General features: G+C 62.3%; 13 protein-coding genes and 2 tRNA genes. 4 read left to right on the top strand and 11 right to left on the bottom strand.

Translation table 11 applies throughout. The annotated features are described in order from the left end of the window. Positions 1–151 precede the first annotated feature (151 nt). From OO306_RS07510 to rnr, 8 genes are all read right to left on the bottom strand, one after another. Positions 152–2452, bottom strand: coding sequence for a YgiQ family radical SAM protein (locus OO306_RS07510; protein WP_265968226.1), 2301 nt, complete (start codon positions 2450–2452; stop codon positions 152–154). Between the two features lie 112 nt (positions 2453–2564). After that, the gene (gene dnaB, locus OO306_RS07515) at positions 2565–3962 is read right to left on the bottom strand and encodes a replicative DNA helicase (RefSeq protein ID WP_027592542.1); all 1398 of its coding nucleotides are present in this window, start codon (positions 3960–3962) and stop codon (positions 2565–2567) included. Positions 3963–4075: 113 nt separating this feature from the next. After that, positions 4076–4522, bottom strand: a complete 447-nt coding sequence (gene rplI, locus OO306_RS07520; protein WP_012316464.1) for a 50S ribosomal protein L9 — start codon at positions 4520–4522, stop codon at positions 4076–4078. 20 nt (positions 4523–4542) lie between these two features. Next, positions 4543–5406 (bottom strand): hypothetical protein, encoded by an 864-nt coding sequence (locus tag OO306_RS07525; RefSeq protein WP_027592541.1) that lies wholly within the window; start codon positions 5404–5406, stop codon positions 4543–4545. A 33-nt stretch (positions 5407–5439) separates the two neighbouring features. Further along, positions 5440–5670, bottom strand: a complete 231-nt coding sequence (rpsR, locus tag OO306_RS07530; RefSeq protein ID WP_003249563.1) for a 30S ribosomal protein S18 — start codon at positions 5668–5670, stop codon at positions 5440–5442. A 28-nt stretch (positions 5671–5698) separates the two neighbouring features. Next, a complete protein-coding gene (gene rpsF / locus OO306_RS07535; protein WP_003249557.1) occupies positions 5699–6124 on the bottom strand; it encodes a 30S ribosomal protein S6 in 426 nt (141 codons plus the stop codon). Between the two features lie 288 nt (positions 6125–6412). Continuing rightward, on the bottom strand, positions 6413–7159 hold the full coding sequence (rlmB, locus tag OO306_RS07540) for a 23S rRNA (guanosine(2251)-2'-O)-methyltransferase RlmB (protein WP_027592540.1): 747 nt from the start codon (positions 7157–7159) through the stop codon (positions 6413–6415). Next, positions 7156–9735 carry a ribonuclease R gene (gene rnr / locus OO306_RS07545; RefSeq protein ID WP_085272311.1) on the bottom strand — a complete coding sequence of 860 codons (2580 nt, stop codon included), beginning with the start codon at positions 9733–9735 and terminating at the stop codon, positions 7156–7158. Before rnr ends, rlmB begins: the two co-directional genes overlap by 4 nt. Before the next feature lie 275 nt (positions 9736–10010). On the opposite strand from rnr, the gene OO306_RS07550 reads away from it, so the two are divergent. The 4 genes from OO306_RS07550 to OO306_RS07565 all read left to right on the top strand — a co-directional run bounded on the left by OO306_RS07550 (position 10011) and on the right by OO306_RS07565 (position 13050). Beyond that, positions 10011–10097: transfer RNA gene (locus tag OO306_RS07550), tRNA-Leu, on the top strand. An 88-nt stretch (positions 10098–10185) separates the two neighbouring features. Beyond that, positions 10186–10272: transfer RNA gene (locus tag OO306_RS07555), tRNA-Leu, on the top strand. A gap of 199 nt (positions 10273–10471) precedes the next feature. Beyond that, positions 10472–11485 (top strand): extracellular solute-binding protein, encoded by a 1014-nt coding sequence (locus OO306_RS07560; protein WP_085272310.1) that lies wholly within the window; start codon positions 10472–10474, stop codon positions 11483–11485. Continuing rightward, positions 11485–13050, top strand: a complete 1566-nt coding sequence (locus OO306_RS07565; protein ID WP_027592537.1) for an iron ABC transporter permease — start codon at positions 11485–11487, stop codon at positions 13048–13050. Before OO306_RS07560 ends, OO306_RS07565 begins: the two co-directional genes overlap by 1 nt. 33 nt (positions 13051–13083) lie before the next feature. Here OO306_RS07565 and OO306_RS07570 read toward each other — a convergent pair whose 3' ends face one another. The 3 genes from OO306_RS07570 to OO306_RS07580 all read right to left on the bottom strand — a co-directional run bounded on the left by OO306_RS07570 (position 13084) and on the right by OO306_RS07580 (position 17846). Beyond that, a complete protein-coding gene (locus tag OO306_RS07570) occupies positions 13084–15018 on the bottom strand; it encodes a methyl-accepting chemotaxis protein (protein ID WP_099430578.1) in 1935 nt (644 codons plus the stop codon). Positions 15019–15309: 291 nt separating this feature from the next. Further along, positions 15310–16602: an adenylosuccinate synthase gene (locus tag OO306_RS07575; protein ID WP_027592535.1), complete on the bottom strand. Its 1293-nt coding sequence runs from the start codon at positions 16600–16602 to the stop codon at positions 15310–15312. Between the two features lie 56 nt (positions 16603–16658). Then, entirely contained in the window at positions 16659–17846 is a 1188-nt protein-coding gene (locus tag OO306_RS07580; protein WP_027592534.1) for an ATP phosphoribosyltransferase regulatory subunit, read from the bottom strand. Positions 17847–18138 lie beyond the last annotated feature (292 nt).

Consider the following 18138-nt stretch of genomic DNA (forward strand, 5'->3'; position numbering starts at 1 on the left):
GAGGTGGATGGTGACTAGGCTCCTACTCGTGCTTTAGGCACCGCTGGCTATCAGTCTGCCATCCACTGCTCTCACCCTTTTGAGTTTAATTGGCCTTGAAGACACAAGCTGGCTTGCCTGCGATGGGCCGCAAAGCGGCCCCCTTCAAGCCTCAGCGCGGAATAACGGGCTGACGCGGCTTCTTACCCTTGCCGCCACCCTTGGCCGCTTCCTTGCGCTCTTTGGCCGCCTGCTGGTTGCGGGCAAATGCCTCGGCCTTGGCCTTCTCACGCTTGTCCCACGGCTTGCTGCCATCGCTGCCACGCGGTGGCAGGCCGGTGTGCTGGGTCAGGATCTTCTGCTCCTTGGCCACCTTGTGGCTGCCAGCCGGCGTCGAGTTCTTGCGGCGGGCGCTCTGGTAGCTGTCGGACTGCGGCTGGTGCAACGGAATCAGCTGGTGCTTGCCTGGCCCGATCAAATCGGTACGGCCCATGCGCTCCAGCGCCTCACGCAGCATCGGCCAGCCCTTCGGATCGTGATAACGCAAAAACGCCTTGTGCAGACGGCGCTGCTCCTCGCTCTTGACGATCTCTACGCCTTCGCTCTTGTAGGTCACCTTGCGCAGCGGGTTCTTGCCCGAGTGGTACATGGCCGTGGCCGACGCCATGGGCGACGGGTAGAAGGCCTGCACCTGGTCAGCGCGGAAGCCGTTGCCCTTGAGCCACAGGGCCAGGTTCATCATGTCTTCGTCGGTGGTGCCCGGGTGCGCGGCGATGAAGTACGGGATCAGGTACTGCTCCTTGCCCGCCTCTTTCGAGAACTTCTCGAACATGCGCTTGAAGCGGTCATAGGTGCCGATGCCCGGCTTCATCATCTTGTCCAGCGGGCCACGCTCGGTGTGCTCCGGGGCAATCTTCAGGTAGCCGCCAACGTGGTGGGTGACCAGCTCCTTGACGTACTCCGGCGACTCGACCGCCAGGTCATAACGCAGGCCCGAGGCGATCAGGATCTTCTTCACACCCGGCAAGGCACGCGCCTTGCGGTACAGCTCGATCAACGAGCTGTGGTCGGTGTTGAGGTTTTCACAGATACCCGGGAACACGCACGACGGCTTGCGGCAGTGCTTCTCGATCTCGTGGCTCTTGCAGGCGATGCGGTACATGTTGGCGGTCGGGCCGCCAAGGTCGGAAACCACGCCGGTGAAGCCCGGCACCTTGTCACGCATCTCCTCGATCTCGTGCAGGATCGATTCGTGGGAGCGGTTCTGGATGATCCGCCCTTCGTGCTCGGTGATCGAGCAGAAGGTGCAGCCACCGAAGCAGCCACGCATGATGTTCACCGAGAAGCGGATCATCTCGTACGCCGGGATGCGCTCTTTGCCATAGGCCGGGTGCGGAATACGTGCGTAAGGCATGCCGAACACGTAGTCCATTTCTTCGGTGGTCATGGGGATGGGTGGCGGGTTGAACCACACGTCCACTTCGCCGTGCTTCTGCACCAGGGCGCGGGCGTTGCCTGGGTTGGTTTCCAGGTGCAGCACGCGGTTGGCGTGGGCATACAGCACCGGGTCGTTACGCACCTTCTCGAACGACGGCAGGCGGATCACCGACTTGTCGCGGGTCATGCCCGGGCTGTCGAGAATCTGCACCACTTTGGCTTCGTTCGGGTCTTCCACGTCACCTTTGGCTTGCTCGATGGCACACGCCTGGGTGTCTTGGGTGTTGACGTAGGGGTTGATGATCTTGTCGACGCGGCCAGGGCGGTCGATGCGGGTGGAGTCGATCTCGAACCAGCCCTGCGGCGTGTCACGGCGCACGAACGCGGTGCCGCGCACGTCGGTGATGTGTTCGATGCTCTCACCCTGGGACAGGCGCTGGGCGACTTCGACAATGGCCCGCTCGGCGTTGCCGTACAGCAGGATGTCGGCGCTGGCGTCGATCAGGATCGAATGGCGGACCTTGTCCTGCCAGTAGTCATAATGGGCGATGCGGCGCAGCGAGGCCTCGATGCCACCGAGCACGATCGGCACGTGCTTGTAGGCTTCCTTGCAACGCTGGCTGTACACCAGGCTGGCGCGGTCCGGGCGCTTGCCGGCCATGCCGCCTGGGGTGTAGGCGTCGTCGGAACGGATCTTCTTGTCCGCGGTGTAGCGGTTGATCATCGAATCCATGTTGCCGGCCGCGACGCCGAAGAACAGGTTCGGCTCGCCCAGCTTCATGAAGTCGTCTTTGGACTGCCAGTTTGGCTGGGCGATGATGCCCACGCGGAAGCCCTGGGCCTCCAGCAGACGGCCGATGATGGCCATGCCGAACGACGCGTGGTCGACGTAGGCGTCCCCGGTCACGATGATGATGTCGCAGGAATCCCAGCCGAGCTGATCCATCTCCTCCCTGCTCATGGGCAGGAACGGTGCTGGCCCGAAGCATTCGGCCCAGTACTTGGGATAGTCGTAGAGTGGTTTGGCTGCTTGCATGTCAGTGACCGGTTCTGGTGTTCAGGGAAATCGCGGGCGCGGAATATAGCACAAATTTTGATCAAATCCGACGGCAGAGGTCGGATTCATCTGCAATACGCAAACCCTGCGTTTATTCGTCGTCGTCGAAGTTGTACATACCCGGCGCGAGGTTCTCGAAGCGGGTGTACTTGCCGATGAAGGCCAGGCGGATGAAGCCGATGGGGCCGTTACGCTGTTTACCGATGATGATCTCGGCAATGCCCTTGTGCTCGGTTTCCGGGTGATACACCTCGTCGCGGTAGACGAACATGATCACGTCGGCGTCCTGCTCGATTGCACCCGATTCACGCAAGTCGGAGTTCACCGGGCGCTTGTTCGGCCGCTGTTCCAGGGAGCGGTTCAGCTGCGACAGGGCGATGACCGGGCAGTTGAATTCCTTGGCCAGGGCCTTGAGCGAGCGGGAGATCTCGGAAATCTCGTTGGTCCGGTTGTCGCCGGCAGAACCCGGGATCTGCATCAGCTGCAGGTAGTCGACCATGATCATGCCAATTTCACCGTGCTCACGCGCCAGGCGGCGGGTGCGCGCACGCATTTCCGACGGGCTGATGCCGGCGGTATCGTCGATGAACAGCTTGCGGTCGTTGAGCAGGTTGACCGCCGAGGTCAGGCGCGGCCAGTCGTCGTCGTCCAGCTGGCCGGAACGGACCTTGGTCTGGTCGATGCGGCCGAGGGACGAGAGCATACGCATGATCAGCGATTCGCCTGGCATCTCGAGGGAGAACACCAGCACCGCCTTGTCGCTGCGCAGCACGGCGTTTTCCACCAGGTTCATGGCGAAGGTGGTCTTACCCATCGATGGACGGCCGGCGACGATGATCAGGTCGGCTGCCTGCAAGCCACTGGTCTTCTCGTCCAGGTCGGTATACCCGGTGGAGATACCGGTGATATCGCTGTCGGAGTTGAACAGCGTGTCGATCCGGTCGATGGCCTTGGTCAACAGCTCGTTGACCCCTACCGGGCCACCGGTCTTCGGCCGGGCCTCGGCGATCTGGAAGATCTGCCGCTCGGCGTCGTCGAGGATCTCTTCGGCGTTGCGCCCTTGCGGGTTGAACGCGTTGTCGGCGATGTCGGTGCTGATGCTGATCAGCTGACGCAACGTGGCCCGCTCGCGAATGATCGCGGCGTAGGCCTTGATGTTGGCCACCGACGGGGTGTTCTTGGCCAACTCCGCCAGGTAGGCCAGGCCGCCGACTTGCGACGACACGCCCTCCTTGTCCAACTGCTCGTGCAACGTGACCACATCGAACGGATGGTTCAGGTCGACCAGCTTGTGGATGGCGCGGAAGATCAGGCGGTGGTCATGCCGATAGAAATCGCCATCCGACACCTGATCCAGTACCCGCTCCCAGGCGTTGTTGTCCAGCATCAGGCCACCGAGCACAGCCTGTTCGGCCTCGATGGAATGCGGCGGCACCTTCAGGGATGCGGTTTGCAGGTCAAGCTGTTCGGAGGTGGTGATCTCGTTCATGGCCACGAATAAATTCTGGGGGACGAAAAAGACAAAGGGCACGGCCTGTGAAAGACAGGACCGTGCCCGATGTTAACCGGCTGGGCCGCGTGCGGCCAGCCAGTCAGCGCAGCTTAGGCAGCTACGACGACCACACGTACGGTGGCTTCAACGTCGCTGTGCAGGTGCACGGCTACGTCGTATTCGCCAACCTGACGGATGGTGCCGTTCGGCAGACGAACTTCAGCTTTGGCCACTTCAACGCCGGAGGCGGTCAGGGCGTCAGCGATGTCGTGGGTGCCGATCGAACCGAACAGCTTGCCTTCGTCGCCAGCGGTGGCAGTGATGGTCACTTCCAGCTCAGCCAGTTGGGCAGCGCGGCTTTCAGCCGACGATTTACGGTCAGCAGCTGCTTTTTCCAGCTCGGCGCGACGCTCTTCGAACGCAGCCAGGTTGGCGGCGTTGGCAACGGTGGCCTTGCCGAATGGCAGCAGGAAGTTACGGCCGTAACCAGCCTTAACTTTTACTTTGTCGCCCAGGTTGCCCAGGTTAGCGACTTTTTCCAGCAGGATCAGTTCCATTTGGTAAAACCTCTTAACTTTTAACCTTCACCGTTCGCGGAGTCATTCCCCTCAGGGGACTTGCGACCGCGAAAATCAATCAGGCTGTCGACAATGGCCAAAACCACGAGCAACGGATAAATCAGCTGCATGATCAGCGGCAGCGTCACGTACATGCCTACCAGCCAGAAACCGGCCAATCGGCCCTGTGCCACCAGCCCATGCATCAAGGCGATGCCGGCCAGGACGAGCACCAGGCTGGACGCAGAGGCCAGGACGATGAACTGCGGCCCGATGAACGGACCCAGCACCATCATGGCCACCAAAGCCAGCATGGCTACCCGCGGCAACTTCAAGGCGCGAAACTCGCGACCGAAGCCTCCAGGGTTGTACAACGCAGCCTGCCAATAACGCGCCAGCATCAAAGCCAGCACGCTGAACAGCTGCAGCATCACCGCCGTTGAAGCGACCAGCACAGGGCCGATCAGCTCACCGGGGATCACCGGCTTGCCTTCGATTTGTGGCAGGGCTTGTACAAGCGCCTTGGCCAACACTTCGAAGGTTTCACGCAGCACCGTGTCCAGGATGAGGCTGTAAACCAGCCCCAACACAACACTGAACATCAACACCCGGCTCCAGGAATGCCCGGCACGCAACAAGGCGGCCAGCCCCAGCGTCCCCAACAGCACCAGCAAGGTACTGGGGTCGCCAAAGGCCCAGATGGCCACCGCGGGCAAAAGCCCAAACGCGATGACCGTTGAAGCATCCTTGAACCCGCGCCGCAGAAGCACGAGGCTTCCGGCAGCGGCACTCAACCAGAACAACAGCGGTAACACTGCACTGATGACCACCACCAGGGTGGCCTGCACACGACCGCGCATGATGAAATCAGCTAACGCTCGCATGCTTATCCCTTACTGCTTGTCGACGACCCGGTCTCAGCGGCCGTGGCTGTCGGTGTAGGGCAGCAGGGCCAGGAAGCGGGCGCGCTTGATAGCGGTAGCCAGCTGACGCTGATAACGAGCTTTGGTACCGGTGATACGGCTTGGAACGATCTTGCCGGTTTCGGATACGTAAGCTTTCAGGGTGTTGAGATCTTTGAAGTCGATCTCTTTCACGTCTTCAGCAGTGAAGCGGCAGAATTTACGACGACGGAAGAAACGTGCCATGTAATAGGCTCCTCAAAAGGTCCGTGGATTACTCGTCAGCGTTATCGCTGGAGTCGCTGTCATTGCTGTCATCGCCTTCGGCGGAGTCAGCATGCTCAGGACGCTCACGACGCTCACGGCGCTCGCTGCGGTTCTCTTCTGCCTTCAGCATCTCGGACTGACCGGTTACGGCTTCGTCGCGACGGATGACCAGGTTACGGATCACGGCATCGTTGTAGCGGAAGTTGTCTTCCAGCTCGGCCAGGGCCTTGCCGGTGCACTCAACGTTCAGCATCACGTAGTGAGCCTTGTGAACATTGTTGATTGCGTAGGCCAGTTGACGACGGCCCCAGTCTTCCAGGCGGTGGATTTTGCCACCATCTTCTTCGATCAGCTTGGTGTAACGCTCAACCATGCCGCCGACTTGCTCGCTCTGGTCCGGGTGAACCAGAAAGATGATTTCGTAATGACGCATGAATGCTCCTTACGGGTTAGTAGTCTGCCAGAACGCTGGTCAGACAAGGAGTGAATGACACTGTATGTCTTGCCATGGAGGGGAGGCACATGAGCGCCTGCCAGCTCGGCAAGGGGCGCAATTGTAGAGAAGGCGGGGCGGACAAGCAAGGTAATTGGCGATTATTTGAACAGCCCGAAACACTTTAGCCTGCACTGGCCGCTTCGCGGGTAAACCCGCTCCTACAGGGATCTCACCGAACCCTGTGGGAGCGGGCTTGCCCCGCGAAGAGGCCCGCGCAGGTATGATTCAGCGCTTGGCTTGACGCTGGCGCACTGCCTCGAACAAGCAAACGCCGGTCGCCACCGAAACGTTCAGGCTGCTGACGCTACCGCCCATCGGCAACTTGACCAGGAAATCGCAATGCTCACGGGTCAGACGGCGCATGCCCTTGCCTTCTGCGCCCATGATCATCACCAGCGGCCCGGTCAGGTCCTGTTGGTAGATTTCCTGCTCGGCCTCACCGGCCGTGCCGACCACCCACAGGCCACGCTGCTGAAGCTTTTCAAGCGTGCGCGCCAGGTTGGTCACGGCCACCAACGGAATCACTTCCGCAGCGCCGCAGGCGACCTTGCGCACCACCGGCGTCAGGGTCGCTGACTTGTCCTTGGGCACCACCACCGCCGTTGCGCCGGCGGCATCGGCGGTGCGCAGGCAGGCGCCGAGGTTGTGCGGGTCGGTGACGCCGTCCAGGACCAGGATCAGCGGTGGCGTTTCGGTGCGCTCGAGCAACTCCTCGAGCATCAACTCACCCCACACCTGGCTCGGGCTGACCTCGGCGACCACACCCTGGTGCACACCTTCGACCCAGGCATCCAGCTCGCGGCGTTCGGCCTGGCCGACCGCTACGCGGTTTTCTGCGGCCAGCTCCAGCAGCTTCTGCAGGCGCGGTTCGCTGCGCCCTTCCGACAGCCAGACCTGCTTGACCCGCTTGGGGTGGTGCTGCAACAACGCCTGCACGGCGTGTACGCCGTAGATCTTTTCCAGCTGACTCATGACTTGCTCTTGCTCTTGCGGGGCGCACCGGACTTCGGCGGGCCTTTGCGATGCTTGGTCGGCTTGCCGGATGGCTTGCCACCCTTCTCCGACTTGCTGCCGGCACTGCTGCGAGCGTCGGTCATCAACGCCTTCTTCATCTCGCGGCTCTTGCGCACTTCAGCGTTGCGCTGCACGGCATCTTTAGGGAAGTAGGCCTCGGACGCCTCGCTCTTGCGGCTGCGCGGCTTGGGCGTGGCTTTCGCCTCGGTGGCCGGTTGCGGCTGCTCGGGCTTGCCGTCTGCGGACGCTGCGGCGCCACGCTGCTTGCGACCGATCGGCCCGCTGAGGGTCTTCTCGGAGACTTCGAAGTCGATCTTGCGCTCGTCCAGGTCAACGCGCATGACCTTGACTTCGATCGTGTCGCCCAAGCGGAAGCTGCGCCCGGTACGCTCGCCGGACAGGCGATGATGAACCGGGTCGAAGTGGTAGTAGTCGCCCGGCAGCGCACTGACGTGCACCAGGCCTTCTACGTAGATGTCCGTCAGCTCGACGAACAAGCCGAAACCGGTCACCGCGGTAATCACACCCGGGAAGGTCTCGCCCACGCGGTCCTTCATGAACTCGCACTTGAGCCAGTTGACCACATCGCGCGTCGCCTCGTCGGCACGGCGTTCGGTCATCGAGCACTGCTCGCCGAGCTGCTCGAGGGTGTTCTCGTCGTACGGGTAGATGCGCGCCTTGGGAATGCTCATGGCACCAGCACGTTTGACGTGCGGGGTATCCACCTTGGAACGGATGATGCTGCGGATGGCACGGTGCACCAGCAGGTCCGGGTAACGACGGATCGGCGAGGTGAAGTGGGTGTAAGCCTCGTAATTCAGGCCGAAGTGGCCGTTGTTGTCGGTGCTGTACACCGCCTGGCTCAGCGAGCGCAGCATCACGGTCTGGATCAGGTGGAAGTCTGGGCGCTCGGAAATGCTCGCCAGCAGGGCCTGGTAGTCCTTCGGCGACGGGTCCTTGCCCTTGTGCAGCGACAAGCCCAGCTCACCGAGGAAGGCGCGCAGTTTTTCCAGGCGCTCCGGCGGCGGGCCATCGTGCACGCGGTACAGGGCTGGCACGCCGTGCTTTTGCAGGAACTCGGCGGTGGCCACGTTGGCCGCCAGCATGCATTCCTCGATCAGCTTGTGGGCATCGTTGCGCACGGTCGGGCGGATTTCGGCGATCTTGCGTTGATCGCCAAAGATGATGCGGGTTTCTTGGGTCTCGAAGTCGATCGCGCCGCGGGTGTGGCGCGCGTCCAGCAGCACCTTGTAGAGCGCGTAGAGGCTCTTCAGGTCCGGCAGGACTTCCTTGTACTCCTCGCGCAGCGCCTTCCCTTCACGGGTGCGGGCATGCTCGAGCATGCTGCTGACCTTGTTGTAGGTCAGGCGAGCATGGGAGTGGATCACGCCTTCGTAGAACTGGTAGTCGACCATCTGGCCGGCTTTGTTGATGGTCATTTCGCAGACCATGGCCAGGCGATCGACGTGCGGGTTCAGCGAGCACAGGCCGTTGGACAGCTCTTCGGGGAGCATCGGCACCACGCGCTCGGGGAAGTACACCGAGTTGCCACGCTGCTGGGCTTCGACGTCCAGGGCAGAACCCAGGCGCACGTAGCTGGAAACGTCGGCAATCGCCACGTACAGGCGCCAGCCACCGGAGAACAGGCGCAGCTTGCCCAGCGGCTCGCAATACACCGCATCGTCGAAGTCGCGGGCATCTTCGCCGTCGATGGTGACGAAAGGCAGGTGGCGCAGGTCGATGCGCTTTTCCTTGTCCTTCTCTTCCACTTCGGAGCGGAACTTGCGCGCTTCCTTGACCACGTCATCGGGCCAGACGTGCGGAATGTCGTAGCTGCGCAGGGCAACGTCGATTTCCATGCCCGGCGCCATGTAGTTGCCGATCACTTCGATCACATCGCCTTGCGGCTGGAAGCGCGGGGTGGGCCAGTGCGTGATCTTGATCTCGACGAACTGGCCGATCTTGGCGCCGCCATTGCGACCGGCGGTCACCAGCACTTCCTGCTGGATCTTCGGGTTGTCCGGCGTCACGTAGCCGATACCGCCCTCTTCGAAGTAACGCCCGACCACGCTTTCATGCGCGCGGGAGATGACTTCTACCAATACACCTTCACGGCGGCCACGGCGGTCGGTGCCGGATACACGCGCCAGGGCGCGGTCGCCATCGAATACCAGGCGCATCTGCGAAGGGCTGAGGAACAGGTCATCGCTCTTGTCATCAGGGATGAGGAAGCCAAAACCGTCGCGGTGGCCGGAAATGCGGCCACAGATAAGGTCCAGCTTATCTACCGGGGCATAGGTGCCACGCCGGGTATAGATAAGCTGGCCGTCGCGCTCCATGGCACGCAGGCGGCGGCGCAGGGCTTCAATCTGGTCTTCCTCGTACAGACCGAATTCTGCCGCCAGCTCCTCGCGGGCGGCCGGCTCGCCACGATCGGCAAGACGCTGGAGGATCAGCTCACGGCTGGGGATAGGGTTGTCGTATTTTTCCGCTTCGCGAGCGGCCTCGGGATCGAGGGATTGCCAATCGGCCATCAGAAGGGGTTCACCTTGGGGTATATAGATAGGAATTCTGGCATAGGCGTATTGAAACCGGAAATGACAGCCTTGGACAGCCCCCCGGCGATGAGCCGAGGAAGGTGTAATAGGGCTGAAGAATCAACAAGTTGAAAATTTTGAAATTTTTTTTGATCAGGGGGTTTACAGCCCTCAGGACCGTCCGTATAGTGCGCACCACAACGACGGACAGACGACGTTGTAGTTGAGATGAAACGCGATGTAAAGCATCATGTGACCTCGACGAAATGTGTGCCCAGGTGGCGGAATTGGTAGACGCGCTGGTTTCAGGTATCAGTGACTTAACGGTCGTGGAAGTTCGAGTCTTCTCCTGGGCACCAAGTATTATCAAGTAATAGATGACCAAGGATCTATTACTACTGTGTGAAAGCGAACGATAGTCGCCTTCACCAGCTGATGTAAAGCTTTGCCCAGGTGGCGGAATTGGTAGACGCGCTGGTTTCAGGTATCAGTGACTTAACGGTCGTGGAAGTTCGAGTCTTCTCCTGGGCACCATATAAAAACCCACTAGCTTGCTAGTGGGTTTTTTCTTGCCTGCGTTTTTTGCTCCACCTGTTGTGCCCTCCCCTCCGGCCAAAAAATTCAGCTGCCCGACGATGGTCTGCCCATGAATTTCTTGTCACACGGCCACTTGAGAAACGATTTCGTTTACCATTGTTTCCAAATATGTAGCCGTAAGCGAGGAAGTACCCGCATGACGATCCGTCCGCAACCGCTGATGCGCACCCTGGCCGCCGCTGTATTGAGCCTGGTGATCGGCGCCCCGGCCGCCATGGCAGACGCCCCGGTCACACTGACCATGTACAACGGCCAGCACAAGGAAATCGGCGAGGCCATCGCCAAGGCCTACGAGGCCAAGACCGGCATTCACATCAATATCCGCAAAGGCAGCAGCAACCAGCTGGCCAGCCAGATCATCGAAGAAGGCGAGCGCTCGCCGGCCGACATCATCTATACCGAAGAGTCGCCACCCCTGAACAACCTGGGTGAGCTGGGCCTACTGGCGAAAATCGACGACGCCACCTTGAACATGCTGCCCAAAGAATACGTAGCCGCCAACGGCACGTGGATGGGCGTCACCGCGCGCACCCGCGTGGTAGTGTTCAACCCGAAGAAAATCGACGAGAAAGACCTGCCGCAATCGGTCATGGACTTCGCCGACCCTGAATGGGATGGCCGTGTCGGTTTCGTGCCGACCAGCGGCGCCTTCCAGGAACAGGCTGTAGCCATCCTCAAGATGCACGGGCGTGATGCGGCCGAAGAGTGGCTGACCGGCCTGAAGGCTTTCGGCAAGACCTACACCAACAACATGGTCGCCCTGAAGGCTGTGGAAAAAGGCGAAGTCGCCGCCGTGCTGGTGAACAACTACTACTGGTATGCCCTGGAGCGTGAGCGCGGCAAGCTGGACTCCAAGCTGTATTACCTGGCCGACGGCGATGCCGGTGGCCTGGTGACCATCTCCGGCGCCGCCGCGGTCAAGGCCAGCAAGCACCCGAAAGAAGCCCAGGCCCTGCTCAACTGGATGGCCAGCGAAGAAGGCCAGCGTGTGATCACCCAGACCACCGCCGAGTATCCGCTGCACAAGGGCATGGTTTCTGACCGTGGCCTAAAACCTTTTGAAGACCTGCGCCCACCGAAGATCTCCCCGGCCGACCTTGGCAATGCCGAAGAAGCCCTGGAACTTGAACGTGAGGTCGGTCTGCTCTGATGACTGCCGCCCTGTCCGAGCCGGCGCCGGTACGTTTCGTGCCGCGCCGCAAGCGCCCCTCGATCTGGGTGGTGCTGCCTGTGCTGTTCCTGGTGGCAATGAGTTTGCTGCCACTGGCGTATGTCGCCCTCAAAGCCTGGGAAGCAGGCTGGCGAGAAGCCCTGCACCTGCTGTGGCGCCCATTCGTCTGGGGCCTGATGCGCAACACCCTGATGCTGATGTTCGGGGTGACGCTGGTGTGCATGGTGGTCGGCCTGGCCCTGGCCTGGCTGCTCGAACGCAGCAACCTGGCGGGGCGTCGCCTGTGGGGCGTGGTGCTGTGCCTGCCGTTTGCGGTGCCGTCATTCGTCAGCAGCTTCACCTGGGTGTCGCTGAGCTCGGACTTCGAAGGCCTCGGCGGGGCCATTCTGGTCATGGCCTTGTCCAAGTATCCGCTGGTGTTCCTGCCGGTGGCAGCCACCCTGCGCAACGTCGACACCTCGCTTGAAGAGTCGGCGCGTACGCTGGGGTGCAGCCGTTGGGGCGTGTTCATCAAGGTGACCTTGCCGTTGCTGTGGCCCTCGATGCTGGGCGGCGCGCTGCTGATTGCCCTGCACATGCTGGTGGAATTTGGCGCACTGTCGATCCTCGGCCTGCAAACCTTCACCACGGCGATCTACCAGCAGTTCGAACTGGAATTCAGCAACGCCAACGCGGCCATGCTCTCGGCCGTGCTGCTGGCGCTGTGCATGATCATGTTGTGGCTGGAACTGCGCGTGCGAGGCAAAGCCCGCCACGTTCGTATCGGCCAAGGCGTTGCGCGCCGCGCACAGCCTGTGCGCTTGCGCGGCTGGGCGCCCTTGGCGCAGCTGTTCTGCGTGGGCCTGGCGGTGCTGGGCAGCGGCATTCCGCTGGCCATGCTCGGTTACTGGCTGAGTGTTGGCTCGTCGGCGGCGTTCCCGGTCGCCGAAATCTCCAAGGCGCTGCTCACGTCGTTGTCGGTGTCGCTTGGCGGCGCAGGGTTCTGTGTGTTGCTGGCATTGCCGATCAGCTTCCTGGTGGTGCGCTACAAGGGCCGCCTGGCGATCTGGGCTGAACGTCTGCCGTACCTGCTGCATGCCCTGCCGGGCCTGGTGATCGCGCTGACGCTGGTGTTCTTCGCGTTGCACTACGTGCCTGCGATGTACCAGACCACTGCCCTGTTGCTGCTGGCCTACGCACTGCTGTTCCTGCCGCTGGCCCAGGCGCCGGTACGCACCGCCTTGAACAAGGCTTCGCCGACGCTCGAAGAGGCTGCCCGCACCCTGGGCGCGAGCAGCTTCACAGCGTTCTGCCGGGTGACCTTGCCGATCATCTTCCCGGCCCTGGCCGCGGCCTTCGCCCTGGTGTTCCTCGATGCCATGAAAGAGTTGACGGCAACACTGCTGCTGAGCCCGACCGGCATGACCACCCTGGCCACTGAGGTCTGGGCGCACACCGCCAACGTCGAGTTCGCGGCGGCAGCGCCTTACGCGGCACTGCTGATCGTGGTATCGGGGTTGCCGGTGTACCTGCTGACCACACGGATGTACCTCAACAAGGCGTGAGTTTTGTAGGAGCGCCCCCTCAAAAGGGGGGCGTTACGCCCTGAACTGCCCCAGGCTGGCCCGCAGCTGCGCTGCCAGGTCATCCAGTACCTTGCTGCTGGCCGTGGTCTGCATCACCACTTCAGCCGAGCGTTCGGCTTGGGCGTGGATGGTCTCCACCCGGCCGCGCACCGCTTGCGCGCCATGCGCCTGCTGTTCGGCCGCGCGGGTAGCCAGCCCGATCGCCGCATGCACTTGCTCGACCGCCGCCTGCACCGACTGCTGGCGGCGCTCGTTCTCGCGCAACACCAACAACCCTTCGCTGGCCTTGAGCCCTGCCTGGCTGATGGTGGCCACAGCTTCTTTGGCGCCTTTCTGCAGCGCAGCAATATGCGCCTGGATATCCCCGGTCGAGCTTTGCGTCTTGCTCGCCAACGCGCGCACTTCATCAGCTACCACGGCAAAGCCGCGCCCCGTCTCGCCAGCACGCGCCGCCTCGATGGCCGCATTCAATGCCAGCAGGTTGGTCTGCTCGGCAATGCCGTGGATCACTGTCAGCACCACCTCGATCTGTTCACTCTGCTTGGCCAGCCGTTCGATTACATGCGAGCCGGTCTCCACCTGCCCTGCCAAGCTTTCGATCAGGCCGGCGAGCTGGGTCGAAGTCCGGCTGTTCTCATCTGTAGCCTGGCGAATATCCACCACCTGCTGCAAGGCGGACTGCATGGCATGGCTCTCGGCTTGGGCTTCGTCGGCCATGCTCGACAGGTCACGCAGGCTGGCGGCCACTTCATCGCGCTGCAGCGCAGCAGCGGCGTCAGCACCGGCATTGCGCTGGGCCATGGCGCCAATCTCGACACCCGTACGCTGCGCCACCTCACCGGCCTCGCGGACGATGGGCTGCAACTTGTCGACGAAACGGTTGACCGCCGAGGCCATGTCACCAATCTCGTCGCGACTGTCGAGGGTCACGCGTTTGGTCAGGTCACCCTCACCGGCAGCCAGGTCGTTCAGGGCGGTGATCAACAGGCGCAGCTTGCTGAGCACCCGTCGACCAAGCACCACCGCGACTACCAGCAACACGCCAAGGCCCACCAACACCAGGCCCAAGCCAATACGCCAGCGCAGCTCGGCAGCAGCTTCACGCACCGTCTGCGCGGTATTGGCCTGCATCGCGGTGGCACTGCTCTGGGCAGTCTCCAGGCGTTCGCGCAGGGTCTTGCCGCTGTCGGCGGCGGCGGCCCCGAGGCTGTCACCCACCAGCTGCTCACCACTGGCGATCAAGGCGGCGAAGCGCTGGTCAAGGGCCGCGAGCTCCTGATCGACGCCAGCCGTGGAAACCCCCATTAGCACCTTGCCGATCTCCGCACCATTGGGGTTGATCGACGCTTCGACAAAATACACCGCCGGGTCGCGGCGAGCCGCATCGATCACCTTGTCCAGCGCCCGCTCGCCCTGCCCCTTTTCCATCAACGCCTGGTTGATCGGGTTTTGCCGGTTGAGGTAGCGGGTCAGGTGCTGGCCCTGGGCGTCGTCGTAGACCACGAACAGCACGTTGGGGTTGCGCTGAGCGCGACGGGCGAAGTCAGAGAGCACCGGCACATCGTTGTCCCAGATAGCCCGCGGGGCGACCGAGGCCAGCAGTTCGGCCATGTCGTTGGCAGAATCCTTGAGGTTCTTTTCCAGCGTGGTGCGCAGTTGCTGCTGCTCGTTTTGCAGGCGTGTCGACAACCCTGCGCTCAAACGCTGACGGGTGCTGCTGGACAGGCTATCGAGCCCCGAACGCACGTCCTGCCCAGCTTGCTCCAGCTCGCTGGCCAGCTTGCGGCTGTCATTGCCCAAGCGCTCGCCCAGGTCGGCCTCCAAGGCGGTGACCGTGCTTCGGGTCAGCGCAACAGCAACCAGCACCTGCACCAAAAGAGCGATACCAAGGGCAACAAACACAGGCCGCAAAAGGCGGCTTCGTAACAGTGAGAGGATGGCAGACACGGTGTAACCCTCGTGTTTTCTGGCGCCACTATTTTGATGGCCACCACAGAAACTTCTTACAGCAAGGGTTATGCCGGGAACAGCGGGGATATGTGCCAAGGTCTAGCAGAGTTTTGGCTTGTGCCGGCCTCTTCGCGGGTAAACCCGCTCCCACAGGGTGGCAATGAACCTGAAGGCAGTAGAGATCCGGTGGGAGCGGGCTTGCCCCGCGAAGAGGCCGGTGCAGGCCTACAAATGAAAACGCCGCGGCCCCTTTCAGGACCGCGGCGTCAGATCAGCCGTAAAAGCGGATCAGGCGAACGGATGACGCAGCACGATGGTCTCGTTGCGGTCCGGGCCGGTGGAGATGATGTCGATCGGCGCGCCGACCAGCTCCTCGATGCGCTTGATGTAAGCGCGAGCAGCTTCTGGCAGCGCTTCCAGGGTCTTGGCACCCAAGGTCGACTCGCTCCAGCCTGGCATCTCTTCGTACACCGGCTCCAGGCCGATGTAGCTGTCGGCGTCGGAAGGGGCGTCGATGACAGCACCGTTCTCGTTCTTGTAGCCAACGCAGATGTTGATGGTTTCCAGGCCGTCCAGTACGTCCAGCTTGGTCAGGCAGATGCCCGAGATGCTGTTGACGTCGATGGCGCGACGCAGGATGACGGCATCGAACCAGCCGCAACGACGGGCACGGCCGGTGGTCGAACCGAACTCGTGGCCACGCTTGGCCAGGGTAGCGCCGGTTTCATCGAACAGTTCGGTCGGGAACGGGCCGGAACCTACGCGCGTGGTGTAGGCCTTGGTGATACCCAGGATGTAGTCCAGGTACATCGGGCCAACGCCGGAACCGGTGGAGATACCGCCGGCAGTGGTGTTGGAGCTGGTGACGTACGGGTAGGTACCGTGGTCGATGTCCAGCAGCGAGCCCTGGGCACCTTCGAACATGATGTCCTTGCCGGCGCGACGCAGGTTATGCAGCTCGGCGGTGACGTCGAGCATCATCGGCTTGAGCTGCTCGGCGTAGGCCATGCACTCGTCCAGGGTCTGCTGGAAGTCGATGGCCGGCTCTTTGTAATAGTTCACCAGCTGGAAGTTGTGGTAGTCCAGCAGCTCACCGAGCTTGGCAGCGAAACGCTCACGGTGGAACAGGTCGCCAACGCGCAGGCCGCGGCGTGCGACTTTGTCTTCGTACGCTGGGCCGATACCACGGCCGGTGGTGCCGATCTTGGCTTCGCCACGGGCTTTCTCGCGGGCCTGGTCCAGGGCCACGTGGTACGACAGGATCAGCGGTGCAGCCGGGCTGATGCGCAGGCGCTCACGCACCGGTACGCCCTTCTCTTCCAGCTTGGTGATTTCACGCATCAGGGCATCTGGAGCAACGACCACGCCGTTGCCGATCAGGCACTGAACGCCTTCACGCAGGATGCCGGACGGAATCAGGTGCAGAACGGTTTTTTCACCGTTGATCACCAGGGTGTGGCCCGCGTTGTGGCCACCCTGGTAGCGCACTACGGCGGCAGCATGTTCGGTCAGCAGATCGACGATCTTGCCTTTGCCCTCATCACCCCATTGGGTGCCCAGGACGACGACATTCTTACCCATTACATTGGTCCTCATTCACGCAAACTTGGTTGCCGGCCTTTTGCCGACGCAGAAACTCAATGGGTCAGCGGCAGTACCTGCCAGCGCCCGTCTTGCTGAATCAATTGCCGATCACAATCCGCCTCGAGAGCAGCACTCAACGGCTGGCCAGGCAAAGCCTGAACCACACGCTGGCCCTCGCTGCGCAACTGGCAGACCTGCTGCCAGAGGGCCGCGTCACCACTGTCGGGCATCCAGATGCCGCCAGTTGGCAATACGACCTCCGCTCGCCCCAGTGTGACCAGGGTCTTCAAATCCGTGGAGAAACCAGTGGCCGGGCGTGCCCGGCCGAAATCAGCGCCGATATCGTCATAACGGCCGCCCTGGGCGATCGATTGACCTTCGCCCGGCACGAACACGGCGAACACCACACCGGTGTGGTAGTGGTAGCCACGCAGCTCGCCGAGGTCGAAGTACAACGGCAGGTCTGGGTAGCGCGACGCCAGGCGATCAGCGATCGCCAAAAGGTCGTCCAGCGCCGCCAGCACGCTGGCCGGGGCACGGCCCAGGCGCACGCGGGCTTCGGCCAGCACTTCACGGCCACCGCATAGCTCGACCAGGGCGCGCAGCATGTTGCCCAGGTCTTTCGGCAGGTCGGCGGTCAGTGCCTGCACTTCGTCGACCGACTTGCGCTGCAGGGCGTCGAACAGCTGCTGCTCGACCGCGCCCGACAGGCCCGCGGCACGCGCCAGGCCACGGTAGATGCCGACATGGCCGAGGTCCATGTGCACGTCCGCGACATCCGTCAGTTGCAGCGTGGCGAGCATCAGGCTGATGACTTCGACATCGCTGGTGGGGCTGGCATCGCCGTACAACTCGGCACCGAGCTGGATCGGGCTGCGCGAGGTGGACAGAGCACGCGGCTGGGCATGCAGCACGCTGCCGGCATAGCACAGGCGGCTCGGGCCTTCACGGCGCAAGGTGTGGGCGTCGATACGCGCCACCTGCGGGGTGAAGTCGGCACGGAAGCCCATCAGGCGACCGGACTGCGGGTCGACCACCTTGAAGGTGCGCTGATCCAGGTCCTGGCCGGCGCCGGTCAACAGCGACTCCAGGTACTCGATATGCGGGGTGACGACCAGTTCGTAGCCCCAACTCTGGAACAGGTCCAACACCTGGCGACGCGCGATCTCGATGCGCGCAGCCTCAGGTGGCAGTACTTCCTCGATGCCATCTGGCAGCAGCCAGCGGTCTACCGTTGCCATTACGCCATTTCCCCTCTGGTCCGGGCGGCCTGCCTGTGGCGAGCCGTCAGTAAAGCAGGTATCGCGCACAGCAGCGGGCAGCACTGATCCCAGCGCAGCCACCGTACCCAATACCCTCGAATTGCCTTGCGCGCTGACCAAACCGTCAACTGGCGGCTTGCCAATCAACCTTGCAGACGCAAAAAAGCCGGGAAATTTCCCGGCTGCCTCATCATACACCCCTTTTCATTCAGGATGCACCCCGCCTGGTGTTTTAGCTGCCAGGCGGGGCGTAGCCCCAATGAAAACGGGC

The organism is Pseudomonas sp. DCB_AW, from assembly GCF_026240895.1.
Lineage (GTDB): Bacteria > Pseudomonadota > Gammaproteobacteria > Pseudomonadales > Pseudomonadaceae > Aquipseudomonas > Aquipseudomonas kermanshahensis.

Coding starts and splice junctions, on each gene's coding strand:
- OO306_RS07510 (WP_265968226.1), bottom strand. CDS start 2,452: ATGCAAGCAGCCAAACCACTCTACGACTATCCCAAGTACTGGGCCGAA.
- dnaB (WP_027592542.1), bottom strand. CDS start 3,962: ATGAACGAGATCACCACCTCCGAACAGCTTGACCTGCAAACCGCATCC.
- rplI (WP_012316464.1), bottom strand. CDS start 4,522: ATGGAACTGATCCTGCTGGAAAAAGTCGCTAACCTGGGCAACCTGGGC.
- OO306_RS07525 (WP_027592541.1), bottom strand. CDS start 5,406: ATGCGAGCGTTAGCTGATTTCATCATGCGCGGTCGTGTGCAGGCCACC.
- rpsR (WP_003249563.1), bottom strand. CDS start 5,670: ATGGCACGTTTCTTCCGTCGTCGTAAATTCTGCCGCTTCACTGCTGAA.
- rpsF (WP_003249557.1), bottom strand. CDS start 6,124: ATGCGTCATTACGAAATCATCTTTCTGGTTCACCCGGACCAGAGCGAG.
- rlmB (WP_027592540.1), bottom strand. CDS start 7,159: ATGAGTCAGCTGGAAAAGATCTACGGCGTACACGCCGTGCAGGCGTTG.
- rnr (WP_085272311.1), bottom strand. CDS start 9,735: ATGGCCGATTGGCAATCCCTCGATCCCGAGGCCGCTCGCGAAGCGGAA.
- OO306_RS07560 (WP_085272310.1), top strand. CDS start 10,472: ATGACGATCCGTCCGCAACCGCTGATGCGCACCCTGGCCGCCGCTGTA.
- OO306_RS07565 (WP_027592537.1), top strand. CDS start 11,485: ATGACTGCCGCCCTGTCCGAGCCGGCGCCGGTACGTTTCGTGCCGCGC.
- OO306_RS07575 (WP_027592535.1), bottom strand. CDS start 16,602: ATGGGTAAGAATGTCGTCGTCCTGGGCACCCAATGGGGTGATGAGGGC.
- OO306_RS07580 (WP_027592534.1), bottom strand. CDS start 17,846: ATGGCAACGGTAGACCGCTGGCTGCTGCCAGATGGCATCGAGGAAGTA.